11 protein-coding genes are annotated in these 17,667 nt (G+C 41.0%); 3 read left to right on the plus strand and 8 right to left on the minus strand.

Features of this window, described 5'->3' with window-relative positions; translation table 11 throughout:
- Positions 1-37: 37 nt before the first annotated feature.
- Positions 38-1,267 (minus strand): MFS transporter, encoded by a 1,230-nt coding sequence (locus tag LOC50_RS16120; protein ID WP_250653953.1) that lies wholly within the window; start codon positions 1,265-1,267, stop codon positions 38-40.
- A gap of 175 nt (positions 1,268-1,442) precedes the next feature.
- Between LOC50_RS16120 and gtfA the strand changes: the two genes are divergently transcribed.
- Entirely contained in the window at positions 1,443-2,915 is a 1,473-nt protein-coding gene (gtfA, locus tag LOC50_RS16125) for a sucrose phosphorylase (protein WP_250653954.1), read from the plus strand.
- A gap of 73 nt (positions 2,916-2,988) precedes the next feature.
- Here gtfA and LOC50_RS16130 read toward each other — a convergent pair whose 3' ends face one another.
- Both LOC50_RS16130 and LOC50_RS16135 read right to left on the minus strand, forming a co-directional pair.
- The gene (locus LOC50_RS16130) at positions 2,989-4,020 is read right to left on the minus strand and encodes a LacI family DNA-binding transcriptional regulator (RefSeq protein ID WP_250653955.1); all 1,032 of its coding nucleotides are present in this window, start codon (positions 4,018-4,020) and stop codon (positions 2,989-2,991) included.
- Positions 4,021-4,101: 81 nt separating this feature from the next.
- Complete coding sequence (locus LOC50_RS16135) at positions 4,102-4,995, minus strand: AraC family transcriptional regulator (RefSeq protein ID WP_069439129.1); 894 nt, start codon at positions 4,993-4,995, stop codon at positions 4,102-4,104.
- Positions 4,996-5,190: 195 nt separating this feature from the next.
- Here LOC50_RS16135 and exaC point away from each other — a divergent pair, with 195 nt between their 5' ends.
- Positions 5,191-6,711 (plus strand): acetaldehyde dehydrogenase ExaC, encoded by a 1,521-nt coding sequence (gene exaC / locus LOC50_RS16140; RefSeq protein WP_250653956.1) that lies wholly within the window; start codon positions 5,191-5,193, stop codon positions 6,709-6,711.
- A 747-nt stretch (positions 6,712-7,458) separates the two neighbouring features.
- Here the strand turns inward: exaC and LOC50_RS16145 are convergent.
- The 5 genes from LOC50_RS16145 to LOC50_RS16165 form a co-directional block, all read right to left on the minus strand.
- Positions 7,459-9,126, minus strand: coding sequence for an RluA family pseudouridine synthase (locus tag LOC50_RS16145; RefSeq protein ID WP_250654184.1), 1,668 nt, complete (start codon positions 9,124-9,126; stop codon positions 7,459-7,461).
- A 152-nt stretch (positions 9,127-9,278) separates the two neighbouring features.
- Positions 9,279-11,327, minus strand: a complete 2,049-nt coding sequence (locus LOC50_RS16150; protein ID WP_250653957.1) for a S9 family peptidase — start codon at positions 11,325-11,327, stop codon at positions 9,279-9,281.
- A 128-nt stretch (positions 11,328-11,455) separates the two neighbouring features.
- Complete coding sequence (locus LOC50_RS16155; RefSeq protein ID WP_028834183.1) at positions 11,456-12,682, minus strand: threonine/serine exporter family protein; 1,227 nt, start codon at positions 12,680-12,682, stop codon at positions 11,456-11,458.
- Positions 12,683-12,805: 123 nt separating this feature from the next.
- Positions 12,806-14,029, minus strand: a complete 1,224-nt coding sequence (locus tag LOC50_RS16160) for a glycosyltransferase (protein WP_250653958.1) — start codon at positions 14,027-14,029, stop codon at positions 12,806-12,808.
- Positions 14,029-15,006: a LacI family DNA-binding transcriptional regulator gene (locus LOC50_RS16165; protein ID WP_250653959.1), complete on the minus strand. Its 978-nt coding sequence runs from the start codon at positions 15,004-15,006 to the stop codon at positions 14,029-14,031. Before LOC50_RS16165 ends, LOC50_RS16160 begins: the two co-directional genes overlap by 1 nt.
- Positions 15,007-15,170: 164 nt before the next feature.
- Between LOC50_RS16165 and LOC50_RS16170 the strand changes: the two genes are divergently transcribed.
- Complete coding sequence (locus tag LOC50_RS16170; protein ID WP_250653960.1) at positions 15,171-17,633, plus strand: S9 family peptidase; 2,463 nt, start codon at positions 15,171-15,173, stop codon at positions 17,631-17,633.
- Positions 17,634-17,667: the final 34 nt, after the last annotated feature.

Below are 17,667 nucleotides of genomic sequence, written 5' to 3' on the forward strand. Positions count from 1 at the left end.
ATTTATATAGTGTTTTTTTAGCCCCCAATTTGTTGATTTACTCAGTTATTAGGTTGCTCTCTTGTAAAGCGCTGGCTGATGGGTCACGGAAATAGTTAAAAAGCATCGCTAAAAATAAAATAATGGCAAAGCCGGTTGCAAGATAAAAACCATAACGTACATGACCAAAGTAATCGCTGATCATACCCATAAATAAAGGTGCTAATGCGGCTGAAAGTGCAGTGAAAAATAATATAACCCCAGCAACTGCGCCATGTTGTTGTACCGGGAAGCACGATATTCCTTTGGAGTTTAAGGTCGGGTAAACCATCGACATAAATAACCCTGAAAGCGGCAATAAACCAACAGCCCAATCAACGCCACCGACTAAAGTACCCACATAACATAATGCGATACCTAAACTTAAGTAAGCCATAACACCTTGCCAGCTATAGCGGTTTAATAACCACACCGCAATAAAACGCCCTGCGGCACGCAGTATAAAAAATATGGTGAGTGCATAGGTTGCCAAAAGGGGCCAAGAGCCCGTGTAGTCTTTTAACAGCGTCGGCATCCATACATAAATGGCAACCTCGGTTGCAACATAAAGCGCAATGGCGAGCGAAAAGCCAAGCGCGTAGGGGTTTTTTATCATTTTCATGGTGGTAGCAAGTGAAGCGGGCTTTTCAGTGCTTTTAACAACGCTCGGATACTCTGCACGCCACGCTAAAAACGCTAAAATTAAGCACATAATACCGGCAATAATATATAAATAAGTCCAACTTACTTTTTGTACCAGTAATACACCAACAAGTGCAGGCCCAACAATGGCACCAATACCAAAAAAGCCTTCTACTTTGTTCATGGTTTTAGTGTGCTCTGCGTTGCTATGAGAAATATCACCTAATAACGCTAAAGCGCCGGTTTTAAATAAGCCAATAGCTAAGCCAATACAGCAAAGCAAAAAAATAAAAAATATAAAGCTGCTACTAATGGCGAATAAAAAGCAACTCGCAGAAAATAGTAATAACCCAAGCATAATCGTTTTTTTACGCCCGAGGCTATCGGCTAAAAAGCCTAAAAATAATCCGCTAAAGGCAATGAGTGCCATAGGCGCATAGTGAAATGCACTGGCTTGGGTCATGCTTAAACCAAATTCAGTTATGAGCTCGGGAATGATCATGCCAACGGCATCGGAGGTCATGGCAAACATAAAAAACATCATATATGTGAGCCAGCGAATTTGTTGCAACGGATCGCTGCTTACGTGTGTGTGTGATTTTGTCATGTGCTTTTCCTCGTTAAATGCGTTCTTAACACCCGGTAAGTCAGTCAGTTACTGATTATAGTATTAATGTCGCCACGATATTTGTATGTAAAATTTATAAAAATAACTTGTAAATTCGTACGTGCTAGTTAAAGATATATCTTAATCGATTAAGTTTCAACATGGTAATCACACAATGATGAAGAATAAAGTTCAATTGATCACATACGCTGATCGAATTACTGGCCAAGATATAAATGCACTTACCACTCTTTTACATGGCCCATTAGAGGGCGTTTTTGGTGGTGTGCACTTATTGCCATTTTATAACCCAATTGATGGCAGCGATGCAGGCTTTGACCCGATTGATCATAGTGAAGTTGATTCTCGAATCGGTACTTGGGACGACATAAAGGCACTCGGTAAAGACCATGATTTAATGGCTGATCTCATAGTGAACCATGTGTCGGCGCAATCTTTTCAGTTTCAAGATGTACTGGCTAAAGGTAAAGCGTCAGAATTTTGGGATTTATTTTTAACCAAAGAGGACGTGTTCCCCAATGGCATGAGCGAGGCTGAGCAGCAAGCTATTTACCGTCCACGCCCAGGCAGTTGTTTTACGCCAATGAAATGCGGTGATGGTCAAACGTATGATTTTTGGACCACTTTTACCGATAATCAAATTGATATAAACGTAAAAGTAGAGGCAGGAATTGCGTATTTAAATAATGTACTTACTAAGTTCTCTGCTAACAACGTTAATATTATTCGTTTAGATGCAGCGGGTTATGCCATTAAGCAGGCGGGTACTAATTGTTTTATGCTAGATGAAACGTTTGGCTACTTAGATAACTTATCAAAGCAAGCCAACGATTTAGGCATGGAAACCATTGCAGAAATTCATAGCCATTATCAAACACAAGTAGATGTAGCTAAGCGCGTTAATATGGTTTATGACTTTGCGTTGCCACCACTTATTCTACATAGCTTGTTTAATAACAATGCGGATGCATTACTCAAATGGCTAAAAATATCGCCGCGTAATTGTTTAACGGTACTAGACACCCATGATGGCATAGGCATAATTGATGCAGGCCCAATGGGCGAAAAACCAGGCTTATTAAATGCAGAGCAAATTGATAACCTAGTAGAAACCATGCATGCAAATAGTAACAATCAAAGCCGCCAAGCAACAGGCGCGGCTGCCAGTAATGTCGATTTATATCAAGTAAACTGTACTTATTACAATGCATTAGGCGCTAATGATTTTGACTATTTGCTGTCGCGCGCAATTCAATTTTTTGCGCCAGGTGTACCACAAGTTTATTACGGCGGCTTATTTGCCTGTGAAAACGATATGGAACTGTTAGCAAAAACCAATGTTGGCCGTGATATAAATCGCCCATATTTGAACGCGGCTAAAATAGAGCAAGCCCTTAATAAACCTGTAGTAAAAGGGCTCATAGAGCTAATTAAAATGCGTAATGAACATCCCGCATTTGCAGGTGAATTTTCGGCTCAAGGCGGCGCAAGTGTTTGTTGTTTAATGTGGAAGCTTGAACAACAATCAATTTCTTTGAGGATTGACTTTGCAAGCCGTACTGCACTTATTACGCAGCTTAATGGCGCCGAAGAAAGCACTCTAAACTTACAAAGTTTATTGGCTTAATAGCTTTATTTGTTTGAAAACCAAAAGCCAAGCAGTTTCTGCTTGGCTTTTTTATTTGCTTTATTAACAGTGCTTAGCTACTTGCACCAATATCGAGTGCGTAACCTACTTCATATTGTTTTTCTTCTTTAGAAATAAATAAGTTAGCAGCCATAACGCCCTTTTTTTGGCTATTTTGATGAATTGTAGTGAGGCGAGGTACAAAACGAGCGGCTTCTTCTATGCCATCAAACCCCACAATACGCAGCTCACTGCCTATTTTTATCCCTTGTTTTATGGCTTCTCGCATGGTGGCAAGGGCAATTAAATCGCTCATGCATATAATCACGTTAGGGCGAGGAGAGGCTGTTAATACCTCTTTTGCGGCAATATTTGCAAAGCGCTCACTGCTTTCAGGAATATTCCAAATGCGGTCGTCGGCAACCGTTATATTGGCCTCACTTAAGGCGCGTTGATAGCCACGCAAACGTTGATGCGAAATAGATTGGCCAGTTTCAAATTCGTGATGTTCGTATACCCGGCACAATACATTTTCATCAAGTAATCTTAAACCTAATATAGCCACTTTATCATCTTGATTATGCAAAACATGTTTGGCTATTTCATAACTGGCTTGCTCGTTATTAACATTAATTGAGGCGTTACGGGCAATGTCAAAATCAACCGTCACCACATGTTTAGAGACTGTTTTTAGTTGCTCTACTAGTGCTTTATTGCGCGGGCGACCATAACAAATAAAACCATCGACAAAATCAACAACGCTGTTGAGGTTGTCACTGTTGCCTGAAAACAATAAAACATTAATATTATTTTTTTCAAGTACCGAGGTTACTCCCCGCATAAAACTGCTCGCAACAGGGTCTGATACCATGTATTCCACGCTATCAGGAAGGACTAATGCAACAATATTAAACGTGCCACTTCGCAAAGATTGCGCCGCTTTATTAGGGCCATAATACCCCAGCTCTTTGCACGCTTTAAGTATGGCTTCGCGGCGTTTAGCAGAGAGTTGATCCGGGCGATTAAATGCATTTGATACCGTAGCATTAGACACACCTAATTCTTTGGCAATACTCTTTAATGTCCAGCGGATGGGTTTACTCATCGGTGACTCATTACTACTTACAACATTGCAAACAATCTAGCATATTAGGCTGTTTAATATAACAAAAACTGTTGTGTTAGGTTAGTGGCGACACGCTTTTGGTGCAATACCAAAAGTTTGCTTAAATAAACGACTAAAATGACTGGCGCTATTAAAACCCAGATCGTAGCACACCTTGCTTATAGCGTGGCCTTCTAATAAAAGCGTGCGGGCTTTTTTAAGCCTAAGTTGTTGCTGCCAAAGTGCAGGGCTAGTACCAAAAGCAAGTTTAAATTGCTGGTAAAACTTACTTCGACTCATACAGGTTATTTTGCAAAGGGTGTTTATGTCGAGGTTTTCGCTTAAATGCTCCTCAATATAATGCAGTGCATCACTCACGTTACTTTTTAGGCGCAGCTTATCACAGTTTGCCAGCAATAAATCACGGCTCTGTTGTTGTAATAAACGGGTGATCAATTCGTTTAACGATAAATCAATTAAGTAGTGTCGCTCGGCGCCTTGCTCACTAAATAAATGCACCATGCGCTCTAATAACTGCTGCGTTTGAGTATTATGTTGGGTATGCACTAAATTAGGGTTGTATTCAAACAAGGCATCGTTTGCAAAACTTTGCTGCATATTAAGCGCATTAGCCACATTGGTTATTTTATCGGTGCTTATTTCAATGGCTAAACAGGTGGTGGGTGCGTTTAAGGATGCATGCGGAAAATCAATTAGTACGCCTTGCTCAGGTGCTAATACAAACGATTCATGTGGTAAAAACGCTTTGTGGTATTGACTGCTCTCAACATGCATTATTTTTTTACCACTGAGCATGGCACAAAACAGTAATTCGTTTGAGTGCAACGCCACTTTTTGCGCACTTTTATAGGTATCGTAAATACTTAGCTCAGAGTTATCGGCAGCAAAGGTTACTTTGTTTTCAATCAGTACATCAAGTTGTTGGCGTTTTTTATTTAACTGAGATGTGTGCATGTTCAGCCTTTTTTAATCGTTATAGAGCGTTTTTAATGTGGACTCACAGACAACTTTTTTGGACAGCTAAGCAAGTTTTTAAGCGCTTATTGGTCTAATGTTAATCAATACCGATTAAATATAAAGCAAGTTGCTACATTACTCTAACAAATTTCGGCTTAGACTTTTAGCTAACAACAACAAGAGAACACACATATGATTTACGCAAACCCAGGTTCAGCAGACGCACTCGTCACATTTAAACAGCAGTATGGTAATTACATTGGCGGCGAGTGGGTTGCCCCAGTCAACGGCCAGTACTTTGATAATATAAGCCCAGTAAATGGCAAGGTATTTTGTAAAGTACCGCGCTCAGATAAAGACGACATAAACCTTGCACTCGACAAAGCCCATGCAGTAAAAACGCAGTGGGGCACCACCTCAGTCGCCGAGCGCAGCAATATACTATTAAAAATTGCCGACCGAATTGAACAAAACTTAGAGTTACTTGCTGTGGCCGAAACATGGGATAACGGCAAAGCGATTCGCGAAACCCTTGCTGCTGATATTCCACTAGCCGCCGATCACTTTCGTTACTTTGCAGGCTGCCTGCGCGCTCAAGAGGGCAGTATTGGCGAAATAGACGAAACCACGGTGGCGTATCATTTTCATGAGCCACTAGGCGTTGTAGGGCAAATTATTCCGTGGAACTTTCCATTATTAATGGCCGCATGGAAATTAGCGCCTGCACTTGCAGCAGGTAACTGTGTAATATTAAAACCCGCCGAGCAAACACCTGCCTCAATCTTGGTGTTAATGGAAATTATTGGCGATTTACTGCCAGGGGGTGTTTTAAATGTGGTAAACGGCTTTGGTAAAGAAGCAGGTGAAGCACTGGCAACCAGTACGCGCATTGCTAAAATTGCTTTTACAGGCTCAACTCCTGTGGGCTCACATATTTTAAAATGTGCAGCCGAAAATATTATTCCTTCAACGGTCGAGCTTGGGGGGAAATCACCTAATATCTTCTTTAGCGATGTTATGGAAAAAGACGACTCATACTTAGATAAAGCAATTGAAGGTGCCATTCTTGCCTACTTTAACCAAGGTGAAGTATGTACTTGTCCATCACGCTTGTTCATTCAAGAAGATATTTATGAGCAATTTATAGAACGTATTTTAAAACGTACTAAACAAATTAAACGTGGCAACCCGCTTGATAGCGAAACTATGGTAGGCGCACAAGCCTCTAAAGCCCAGTTTGATAAAATTTTAAGCTACATTGAAATTGGTAAAGAAGAAGGTGCTGAAGTATTAACTGGCGGCCATGTTGAGCAATTAAGCGACGAGCTAAACGGCGGGTATTACATTCAACCTACACTATTAAAAGGGCATAATGATATGCGCGTGTTCCAAGAAGAAATTTTTGGCCCCGTTATTTCAATGTCGACCTTTAAAGACGAAGCCGAAGCACTTGAACTGGCTAACAGCTCAGAATTTGGTTTAGGCGCAGGGGTATGGAGCCGTAATATGAATCGTGCTTATCACTTTGGTCGCAAAATAGAAGCAGGCCGCGTATGGACTAATTGTTACCATATGTACCCAGCACATGCAGCGTTTGGCGGTTATAAAAAGTCTGGTATAGGCCGCGAAACTCACAAACTCGCGCTTGATCACTACCAACAAACTAAAAACTTGCTAGTAAGTTACAGCGAAGATCCGCTTGGCTTTTTTTAATAACGCGTTTTAGTTTAAACAAACAACCTATAAGTAATGAAAGCGCTACATTTTTGTAGCGCTTTATTTTTAAAACCCAATACCCATCGCATTAAATTAGTGGCTAATTATAACAATAAAGAAATGGCTTATTTGTGAGGCAAAAATCTTAGTGAATTATGCATAAAGAGCGCAAAGAAGCGCTGCGCTGAAAGAGTAGGTTAAAGGTTATAGTTAAGGGCTGTTATAACTAGGTGTCATGTTGTTTTCACAAGCTCGCTGCTCGTCACTCGAAGCCCGCTCATTTACTTCTGATTCACTTCTCTCAGTTCAAAAAAATTTAGTGAATTATGCACAAAGAGGGTAAAGAGACGCTGCGCTTTTAGAGGTACAAATAAGTAATCAAATAATAAAGGCAAAAAAAATGGTTATAAGCGTTAGCCTATAACCAATAAAGTACACAGGGAGTGTAGGAAGTTCTGTTGTACGCAGTAAACGGTTAGTTACCCATTTACTGTGTGTCATTAAAAGCACTTAATGGCGCTTTTAATCAAATAAAGTGGACTGTAATAAATACTTGTTTTTATAAAAGCAAAGCCAATGCCAGATTTTAATGCATTGAAATATATGACTATTTATTATTTGTAATTAGAAGCTTTGCATAGTGCAGGTAAATTTTTCTATATTGCAACGGTAAAGGTTACCGACTTTGCAATATAAAAAATGGCAAGGCTTTTTAAAACAGAGGGGAGTTTTAGTATCGCTGATTTAAAAATCAGCGGCTACTTCAAATTCTAAACGTTGATGAGAAATAGGGTGGGTGAAGGCTAAATACTCGGCATGTAAATGCAAGCGCTCTGCCTCTTCACCATAATGAGTATCGCCAACTATCGGGGTATTTAAACCTAATTGATGAGCGCAATGCACCCGTAACTGATGTGTTCGCCCTGTTTTAGGGTATAGCTGCAGTCGGGTGGTGTTGTTTTTGCGCTCCAGTACATGCCATGTTGTTAACGACGGTTTACCGGTTTTATAACACACCATTTGGCGTGGTTTATCATCAAAGTCGAGCACAAGGGGTAAATCAATCACTCCGCTATTCTCAGTGATATTGCCCGCCACTAAAGCAACGTAACGCTTTTCAATTGTGCGTTCAATAAACTGTTTTTGCAGCGCTTTATGCGCGCGCTTATTAAGCGCAATAATTAACAGCCCTGAGGTCGACATATCTAATCGATGCACAATAAGTGGGCCAGAAGCCGCGGGGAACTGAGTTTTAATACGCATGTACACTGAGTCATCAATATTAATCCCTGGCACCGATAAAAATTCAGCGGGTTTGTTTATTACCAGTAAATCATCGTCTTGATAAACAATAGTTAAGTCTTTCCCTTTTGCTGGATTTGTTAGTAATGGGTTTTCTTCAACATTTAAGCCTTTTAGCATATGACCTAAAATGGGTTGGCATTTGCTATAACACGATGGGTAATAATGTAAGTGATGCCTAATTGCTGATTTAGGTGGTGCACCCCACCAAAATTCGGCCATAGCCACTGGTTTTAAATGGTGCTTGTATGCATATTGTAATAATTTAGGGGCGGCGCAATCCCCCGCTCCCGAAGGTGGAGTGTGCTCAGGAAGTTTGGCAAAAATGGCATTCAGATCGGTCACTTCACCGTGTGCATTTAAAAATTGGTATTGAGCAAATAATTTCTTTTGTAGGTTTTTTGAGAGTGTTTTGCGGCGCTTTTTTAATCCGTTAATTTCACCCAGCATAGCTGCTTGGGTTTGCTCAAGCGCTTTAATTTGCGTTTGCCAGTCTTGCTTTAATGCCTGCAGTTGTTTTTTCTCAACAATACTTTGCCCAGCTAAGGTTGTTTTAAGTTGTTCAAAGTCATCGGCATTGAGTTGCTCTTGGCCAGTTTGGCGTTGCTCTTTTCGCTGTTTGCGGGTCACTTGCATGGCTTGTTGTTTGGCTACAAGTTGCTGTTCATAATTTTTACGTGTTGTGGCTAATTGCTGCTCAATGGCTTGATAATCTTCACTGTTTTCTAATGCCGTAATTTGCGCATTAATGGCGTTAATGATTTGGCTTTGCTGACTAAATACAGCATCGTCTATGTGTTTAAGTGCCACATTAGGTGCAAAATTCAGTTGCTCATCTATGCCCGCTATTTGCCCCGAATAGGCGCTAATAAACCCCAGTTGTTGCGCCTGATTTTGAACGACTAGCACACCAAACATTTTACCCGCATCAATATCATTCGTATCTAAAATAGCCTTATCTAGCTTTTTTAATTGCTGTTGTAATTGTTGTGCAGCGGCAACGGCCAAAGGGTGCGGTTTATAATAAAATGGAAATGTAAACTGCTCAGGCAGAGTAAGGGAATCGACGTTTTCATCAAAAACGGTAAAGCAGCTAGCAGGGTTTGACATGGCAGTAAAATTAGCAGTTAACAAAATAATTGCCGAGAGTTTAACATAAGCTGTGCTATGTCACTAAGGATGCGTGCGCGCCAATTTAGACCTATAAAAAAGGCCAACATTTTTATGTTGGCCTTTTAAAATTAAACAGCGCTTATAAGTGCTTATTTATTTGCGTCTTTAACTTCTTTTAACTTAGCAGCATGGTCAATTTCAAACGCAGGCATCTCTTTTTTGCCTTCCATTAAATAGTTGTCCATCCAGCGCATTAAACGCAAGCTGTAGTCGTATTGCGCTGCCACTTTACGGTTACCATGACCTTCACCTGGGTAGTAAACAAGACGTACATCTTTACCTTGCACTTTCATGTAGCGGTAAAGCTCCATAGATTGTGCAGGGTGAACGCGAGGGTCGTCTTTACCATGCATAATAAGCAAAGGTGTTTCAGATTGGCCTGCCCAGTAAATAGGGCTGCGCTCTAAGTACCACTGCCATTTATCCCATGGGTATGAACGCGCATGAACTAGGTTCATTTCGTTAGAAATATCAGTAGTACCAAATTTAGACAGTTGGTTGGTGACACCCACAAACATAACACTGGCAGCAAAGTGTTTGGTTAGTTTTGTTGCGCCCCACGCCGATGCATAACCACCGTAAGATCCCCCAGTAATACCAACACGTTTAGTGTCTACTAAACCCATATCAACAAGGTGATTTTTAAAGTCAACTAAATCGTCAAACTCTTTACCTGCATAATCGTTTTGGCCTAATTTTGAGTAATCTACGCCTTTACCTGTAGAGCCTCGGTAGTTAGGATAAAACACCGCATAGCCACGTGCTGCACCCATTTGACCTGGGCGTGAGTAGTTAGTGACCCAGCCGTCTTTATCATGGCTTTCAGGGCCACCATGTACCGACATAATAAGTGGGTAGCGTGTGCCTTTTTCATAATTTAATGGGTAAACAAGCACACCATCAAGCTCAACGCCGTCGCGTGCTTTCAGCGTAATGGTTTCTTGCTTGGCAAAGTGTTTATCATTTAACCAGCTATTTGAATCGGTTAAACGTGTTGCTTTATTGCTGCGCACAATAAACACTTCGTTAGGGTGTTTTGCGGTATTACCACGAAGTGCGAGTGTTTTATCTGAATCTGAAACACTTAATTGTGAGGCAATAAATTTACCTTCTTTGACTAATTTTTTGTATTTATTAGAGCCCGTTTTAATGCTCGCTACAAAACTTTGCGTGCCTACATTGGCAATAAAGTTAAGTGTATTACGCTTATGCGACCATTCAAAATCAACAATGTGGCCCATAAAGTCAGGTAACCATTCAGTGATTTCAGCGGTTTTAGTGTCAGCAATAAATAAGCGGCCTGTTGCAGGGTCATGCTTATCTTCTGCACCTAAAATAGCAATGTATTTACCATCATGCGACAGCTCTGCATCACCTAGCTTGCCTTCAGTTTTAAACGATAATGTTACTTTATTGCTAGCAATATCAAACAAATGCCACATAGATTTTGTGTATTTATCATCAATCAATGCGGTAGGTTGAGTTTTAACCAGTAGTTTTTCGCCATTAGCTGCCCAATTAACGTCACTCACGTAATTATCAACGTTGAGTGCGGTGGGGGTAAGTGGCTTATCCGATTTTGCTAAGTCAACAATAAAAAGCTGCTTGTTCTTTAAGCCCATTTCATATACTTCAGCTTTAAAGCCAAGTTTTTTAAGTTCTTTTTCTGACTTGTCTGCTGCAGGCATTGCTAAAATAGCCACCTGTTTGTTGTCTGGGCTTAATTTGTAGCTTGAAATTGATGTGTCTTTTAAAGCAAGAACAGGTTGTGCTTGGCCGCCATCAACAGGTATTTGGTAAAGCGAGGTAAACTTATCGTCTTTTAATTTCGCTAAAAAGTAAATTGTTTTACTGTCGTTTGACCATTCTATGCTTTTAATATTAACCGAGCCGGTAATGAAAGGACGTTCAACGCCTTTATCATCCACAACATAAAGTTCACTGTAATTACTGCCGTTCTCATCAACATATAATGTACGCGGTAACGATCGTGTAAACGCAACGTTGTCGCCATCTGGGCTAACACTGGTTTGGATCACAGATTTAATTTTTGGAATGTCTTCAACAGTGATGGCCGATTGCGCAAATGCAACTGAGCTTGAAAGCCCAATTGCCAGCGCTAAGCTAGTTTTTAGCATTGTTATTTCCTTTGCTTTATAAGATTTATCTCATTATAACAATGTGTAACCAATATACTAAAAAATGCGATTAATCCTCAAAAGAGGACGTTAAGTGAAGTGATTCTTGTGCAATACCGCGCATACATTTATAGACTCTTTTTAGGAGGAAGCGCCACGTTTGCAAATATGAGCCCCGCTACAAGCGACATAAATATTAAAAACGTTTGCTGCCCAATATGTTCAGCATAAACAAAGTCTTGGCCTTCAATAAGCGAGTTTAAGCCAATATAAGTTTTACTGCCGGGGACCAGTACAATTAAGCCTTGCATAGCAACAATAGAAGCTGGGGCATTTGCAACGCGATTAAATAAGTTACTAAATACACCGACAGAAAATGCGCCAACAAAGGTACCCAGCGTGTAATCTAAATACATGGCGGAGCCAATACTGGTGCCGTAGGCTATAAATCCTGAAGCAATAGACCAAGCAGCATGTTTAAACTTAGTTCTAAATATCACAATTAAGCTGCTACATAGTAAAAATATAGCTAACCAAGCTGTCCATTTAGGCAGTGGCTCTGGCTGTACAAAATCAGCTTGGCCAAAAATAGCAAAGCCAATAGCAATACCAATAAATGCACCAAAATAAAGCTTAAACAGCAACATAAACGAGTCCATAACGCGTGCTGTGCCAGATACTAAATGCCGCGCTGCGAGTTCAGCTAAACCAAGTGCCAGTGCTAGGCCTGGAATAAACACAATAATGGCCGACAGAACAATTAAACGAATATTAATATGCGCATCTAAATGAACGCTAATGGCACACGCCAGTACCGCTGAAACAATGGCCACTAAGGGTTCTAACATGTGGGCAACGCGCTTGGAACGTGCCGACCACAGCACAAATAAATAAACAACAAAGGTTAATAAACCAGACCACAGCACGTCATTCCAACTGGTACCCATAAGCATTGCAAATGCGCCGCCAGAGGTAGCAAAGGCAATACCTGTAATCACTCTATTGTAAGGGTTTGGGGCATCAAAAATGATATCAAGTTGCTGATCAACTTCTTGCAACGTTAATTCATCATTAAGCATTTTATTGACGAGATCATCGGTATCTGCAAGTGAGCCTAAGTCATGATCGCCAGGGTCTACACGGGCAACATGGGTGTATTCATCTTCGTGGCCATCAGTCCAAATAACAAAGGTAACCGATGTTGGCGACATGACAAACGATGATTTAAGACCGAGGTAAGTCGCCACTTCCATTAAATGAGCTTCTAGGCGATATGCCGGTGTACCGTACTTATGAAGCATTTTGCCCAATTTAACGATAAATTTGCGTTTTTCTGTAAACGTTGCGGTTTTCAAATTTGTTTTGAACCAACTATTAAATAACTAAGCTAAAAATATAGGCAATAATGCTAAAATTGCCCAAGTTTATTTGCGGCGATTTTAAACACAAATCGCCGTCTGTCTAGTCATTTTTCACTGTTATTTTTTATTTTTTTCTGCTATCCATTGCGACATGTATTGTGTGCTGCGCATGGTGTGATGTTTTAGCATTTGACCGGTGAAATTTTTCATTCTATGGGCCGATAAATTTTGGCTTACTAATTGAATTTTTTCGATTAAATTGTCGCTCAACTGCGCTTTATCATAAAGTGTATGAAGTAACTCATTACCAGCTTTTTGTGCAGCTGTAAACTCAGCTTGATTGGTATAAATTGAGACAGCAGCGTTTGCAAATTCTTCTGCATTTTGAGTGATAGCCCCAGGCCATGGTAAATGGCTATGCATACCTTCGCTACCTATTGGCGTGGTGACGCTTGGGGTTTGCATGATCATGGCCTCTAAAAGTTTGCCTTTTATGCCAGCACCAAAACGAAGCGGGGCTAAACAAATCCGCGCGCTTTGCATTACTTCATAAGCATCATCTGCCCAGCCTTTAATTAAAAAACCGGTTTTAGGGTTATTGAGTGCGGTGGCTTTAGGTGGCGGGTAAGAGCCATAAATGTGCAGCTCTGCCTGCGGTAGTTGTTTGCGGATAAGCGGCCAAATTTTTTGTAAATACAGTACCGCATCCCAGTTTGGGGCATGCCTGAAGTTGCCAATGGTCATAAAGTGTTGGCGTTGTTCATACGATTTAGTTTGCTCAGGTAAGGCGCTTAAATCAACCATAAATGGTAAATGATGTAACACACTAGGCTCAACTTTAAACACTTCATTGAGTAGTTCCATCTCATAGCTTGAGATAATTAAGCTTAAGTCGCAGCGTAAAATAGCGGCTATTTCACGTTTAGCTATGTCTGAATGTAAATCGCTGGTGGTAAATTCACGCTCACCTTTATGGGCTTCATGGCGGGCATTGCGCAGGCATTGTAAATCTTCGGTGTCTAAAATTTTAAGTGCATTTGGGCAATGCTTATCTACGCGCCAGCCAAATTGTTCTTCCATCATAAAACGGTCGAACATTACTATGTCTGGGTTGTAGGCTTTAACGTAATCATCAAAACTATCGCAGTTAAGTGCGATGCTTTGACTGCTTATGCCGTACTCATCTAAATTTACCATGTGTTCGGTACGCTGTGCTGGGGTAGCAAATTCTACTTGCCAATCTTGCGCTTTAAACGCGGTTAATAACGACATCATGTGCGTACCCGCAGCAGACGAATTTGGCTCTGGCCATACGTAGCCAATTACCAGCACTTTTTTCATTACGGTGTTTCTCTAATTTGTAGGTTTACATTTACCAGTGTTTTTACTGGCGCAGTGTTGTTTTGTAGTTGCTCTTGCAGCACTAAAATACTGCGCTTAGCAAGCTCTTGGGTGTTTATATTGGCGCAAGTAAAGCGCGGTTGCATTTGGGTAATATCAGGAATATGCAAGCAGCTTACTATATTGTTTTTTAAGTGTGGGGCGGCGGCTAAAACGCCATGCGCAATTATGTTGTTAGCGCATACAACCGCATCAATACTCGGCTTATTAAGTAATGTGTTATTAAATACTTGCTTTGCATGTAATGAGGTGTTTTTTGTGCACGTAATAGCTGGCTCGGGGATTATATTGTGTTTTTTACACGCACTATTAAAGCCGCTTAATAAATCCTCTGTCGATAAGCTTTCATCACCCATAAACAGTATGTTTTTAGGCGACTCATTTATTAGCTGTAATGTAACTATATGGCTTGCTTTAGTGTAGTCGGGTAAAACACATGGAGCTGAGCTGTAAGGTACTTCGTGCATTAGGCTAATAACGGGGTGGGTGGCTGCAAGGTTGTCGATCCACTGCGCACAGGTATTAGCCACAGGGCACATTATAAATGCAGCTACTTTGTATTCTTTTAAATTATTTATTAGCTGCGTTTGGCGCTCTACGCTGTTGTTACTACTAACAATAATGGCCTGAAAAAAAGCCTCGCTTAATACTTGCTCTATATTTTTAGCAAGTAATGCCATTAACGGGTTTGTTGAATCATCAATTACAACAGCCACTAAGTTTGAACGCCCAGAGCGCATAGCCGCTGCATCACGATTATACACATAACCCAGCTCGTCAATAGCTTGTAGCACTTTTTGTTTGCTTTTGTCAGCAACCTTATTACTTTGCGTTAGTACCAGCGATACGGTCGATTTAGACACTCCCGCAAGGTGGGCAACATCAAAAATAGTGACCGATTTAGCTTTGTTAGGCATGGTATTTATGCGCGAAGTAGTAAATAAATAGCTGCGTAGTGTAGCGTATTTAATCTATTTAAGTCATCTCTTAACTCTGCAATTTAAAGCTTAATACTTTATGAACAGGTCAAAACGTGATTATATACCTTTTATAATCTTAAAAATAACATAAGGATAAAAACATGAACGCATTTAGGCTCTTAATTGCCTTTATTTGTTGTGTTGTAATAATGCCAAACAGCTATGCTGAGCAAGGTTATCAAACACCATCGCCTGAGCTTGCTGCTGTGGTCGATGCAAAATTAGCACCTACAAGTTTTTTATCGAGCGATGGCCAATGGCTTGCTTTATTTGAGCGTAAACGCGTGGAAACGCTCGATGAGCTTGCCAAAGATGAGCTCAAGCTTGCCGGCATAAAGCTTAACCCTGCTAATTTTTCACGTTCGCGTGTGAGTGCTAAATACAGCGCAATTGATCTTAAACATGTGCAAAGCGGCACTGTTATTAATATTAATAATTTACCAAGTGGTATTATTCGCTCGCCTAAATGGTCATCTAACAGTAAATATTTAGCGTTTGTTGTAGAGCAACAAAGCCAAGCAAATTTATGGCTATACAGTGTAGAAACTAAACAAGCAAAAATGCTCTCAAGCGCAGCGCTTAATTCTGTTATTACCGCTATGCCTTACCAATGGCTACCCGATGGAAGTGCACTGATTGCCAATTTAGCGGTTAACATAGGTAAACCCGCGCTTAAAAACAGCAGTCAAAATGTTGTGCCAGTTATACAGCAAAGCACTGGCGAAAAAGCGCCAGCGCGTACTTATCAAAACTTATTAACCAGTCCGTTTGATGAAGCACAATTTAAATTCTACGGCCAAGGGCAATTAGCTTATGTAACGCTTGATGGTAATACACAAGCCATTGGTAGCCCTGCTTTGTTTAAATCGTTTTCGGTATCGCCAGACTCAACCAATATTTTAGTTGCTGCGATAAACGAGCCATTTTCGTATCAAGTACCGTACAGCCGTTTTGCCAGCACTTGGCAAATATGGGGAATGCGCGGTTACGCATTAGCCGAGCTTGCAAAACAACCCCTTGCCGATAATATTCCACAAGGCTACGACAGTGTTCGCACCGGCCGACGCAACTTTGAATGGCGCGCCGACCAAGGCGCAGAAGTTATTTGGGCCGAGGCGCAAGATGGCGGCGACATGAAAACTGACGTTGAGCACCATGACTATATTTACAGCCTACGTGCGCCGTTTAAACGCGAGCCTAAGCTGTTTGCAAAAGTAGAGCGCCGTTTTGCAGGTATTGAGTGGGCTAACCAAAATATTGCCATACTGAGCGATTGGCGCTTTAGCGACCGTCAAGTTCGCACGTACGTTATTCAACCACGTAATGCCGATAAAAACCGCGTGCTGTTTTCAGAGCGCAGTTATAACGATGCGTATAAAGATCCAGGTAACTTTATTTACGAGCGCAACGATTTAGGTGCTAACGTTATTAAAATTGTTGGCGGGCGTTATATGTATTTGCGCGGTAACGGCGCATCAGAGCAAGGTAATATTCCATTTTTAGATCAATACGATGTAAAAACGAATAGCAGCAAGCGTTTATGGCAATCACAAGCGCCATACTACGAACGTGTTCGTGCTTTGCTTGACGATGAAGGCGAGCGCTTTATAACGGTGCGAGAGTCTAAAACTGAGCAGCCTAACTTTTTTATACGTGATTTAGATAACGATACGCTTACTCAATTAACTAATTTTGCTCACCCATACCCTGCATTTAAAGGGGTGACAAAAGAGCAATTACGTTATAAACGTGATGACGGCGTAGAGCTTTCGGGCACACTTTATTTACCGCCAGACTACGATGCAACTCAAGGCCCGTTACCGGTACTTATGTGGGCGTACCCGCTCGAGTACAAAGATAAAGCCGTAGCATCACAAGTGCGCGAATCGCCATACGAATTTACTTACATAGGCTATTGGGGCCCTATGCCTTACCTTGCTAAAGGTATTGCCGTGTTTGACGATCCTAAAATGCCGATTGTAGGTATTGATGGCAGCGAACCAAACGATAACTTTAGAACACAACTTGTAGCAAGCGCGCAAGCAGCGGTTGATGTATTAGTTAAAAAAGGCATTGCCGATAAAAACAACATAGCCATAGCTGGGCACTCATACGGTGCATTTATGGTGGCAAATTTGTTGGCACATAGTGATTTATTTAAAACTGGTATTGCTCGCAGTGGCGCGTACAACCGTACCTTAACGCCGTTTGGTTTTCAGGGTGAAGAGCGTGATTTTTGGCAAGCACAAAATGTGTACGCTAATATGTCGCCGTTTTTTCATGCTGAAAAAATTAACGAGCCAATGCTGATGATCCACGGCAAAGAAGATCCTAATTCAGGCACTTTTCCAATGCAAAGTGAGCGCATGTACGCAGCGCTTAAAGGCTTAGGTAAAGATGCTCGTTTAGTAATGCTGCCTTACGAAGCCCACGGCTATCGCGCACGTAAAAGTTTATTACACGTACTGTGGGAACAAGAGCAGTGGTTAGATAAGTATTTGTTAAATGATAAAGCAGAGCCTGTAGAGGCAATTACTGAACTAGAGGCAAGTACAGGGCAATAGCAATAAACATAAGTAAGCAAAACGCGGCTATAAG

It is taken from the genome of Pseudoalteromonas sp. SCSIO 43095, assembly GCF_023650455.1.
Taxonomy (GTDB): Bacteria; Pseudomonadota; Gammaproteobacteria; order Enterobacterales; family Alteromonadaceae; genus Pseudoalteromonas; species Pseudoalteromonas tetraodonis.

Bases quoted from the DNA above. Each gene is read 5' to 3' on its own strand.
- LOC50_RS16120 (WP_250653953.1), bottom strand. From the start codon at position 1,267: ATGACAAAATCACACACACACGTAAGCAGCGATCCGTTGCAACAAATT.
- gtfA (WP_250653954.1), top strand. From the start codon at position 1,443: ATGATGAAGAATAAAGTTCAATTGATCACATACGCTGATCGAATTACT.
- LOC50_RS16130 (WP_250653955.1), bottom strand. From the start codon at position 4,020: ATGAGTAAACCCATCCGCTGGACATTAAAGAGTATTGCCAAAGAATTA.
- LOC50_RS16135 (WP_069439129.1), bottom strand. From the start codon at position 4,995: ATGCACACATCTCAGTTAAATAAAAAACGCCAACAACTTGATGTACTG.
- exaC (WP_250653956.1), top strand. From the start codon at position 5,191: ATGATTTACGCAAACCCAGGTTCAGCAGACGCACTCGTCACATTTAAA.
- LOC50_RS16145 (WP_250654184.1), bottom strand. From the start codon at position 9,126: ATGTCAAACCCTGCTAGCTGCTTTACCGTTTTTGATGAAAACGTCGAT.
- LOC50_RS16150 (WP_250653957.1), bottom strand. From the start codon at position 11,327: ATGCTAAAAACTAGCTTAGCGCTGGCAATTGGGCTTTCAAGCTCAGTT.
- LOC50_RS16160 (WP_250653958.1), bottom strand. From the start codon at position 14,029: ATGAAAAAAGTGCTGGTAATTGGCTACGTATGGCCAGAGCCAAATTCG.
- LOC50_RS16165 (WP_250653959.1), bottom strand. From the start codon at position 15,006: ATGCCTAACAAAGCTAAATCGGTCACTATTTTTGATGTTGCCCACCTT.
- LOC50_RS16170 (WP_250653960.1), top strand. From the start codon at position 15,171: ATGAACGCATTTAGGCTCTTAATTGCCTTTATTTGTTGTGTTGTAATA.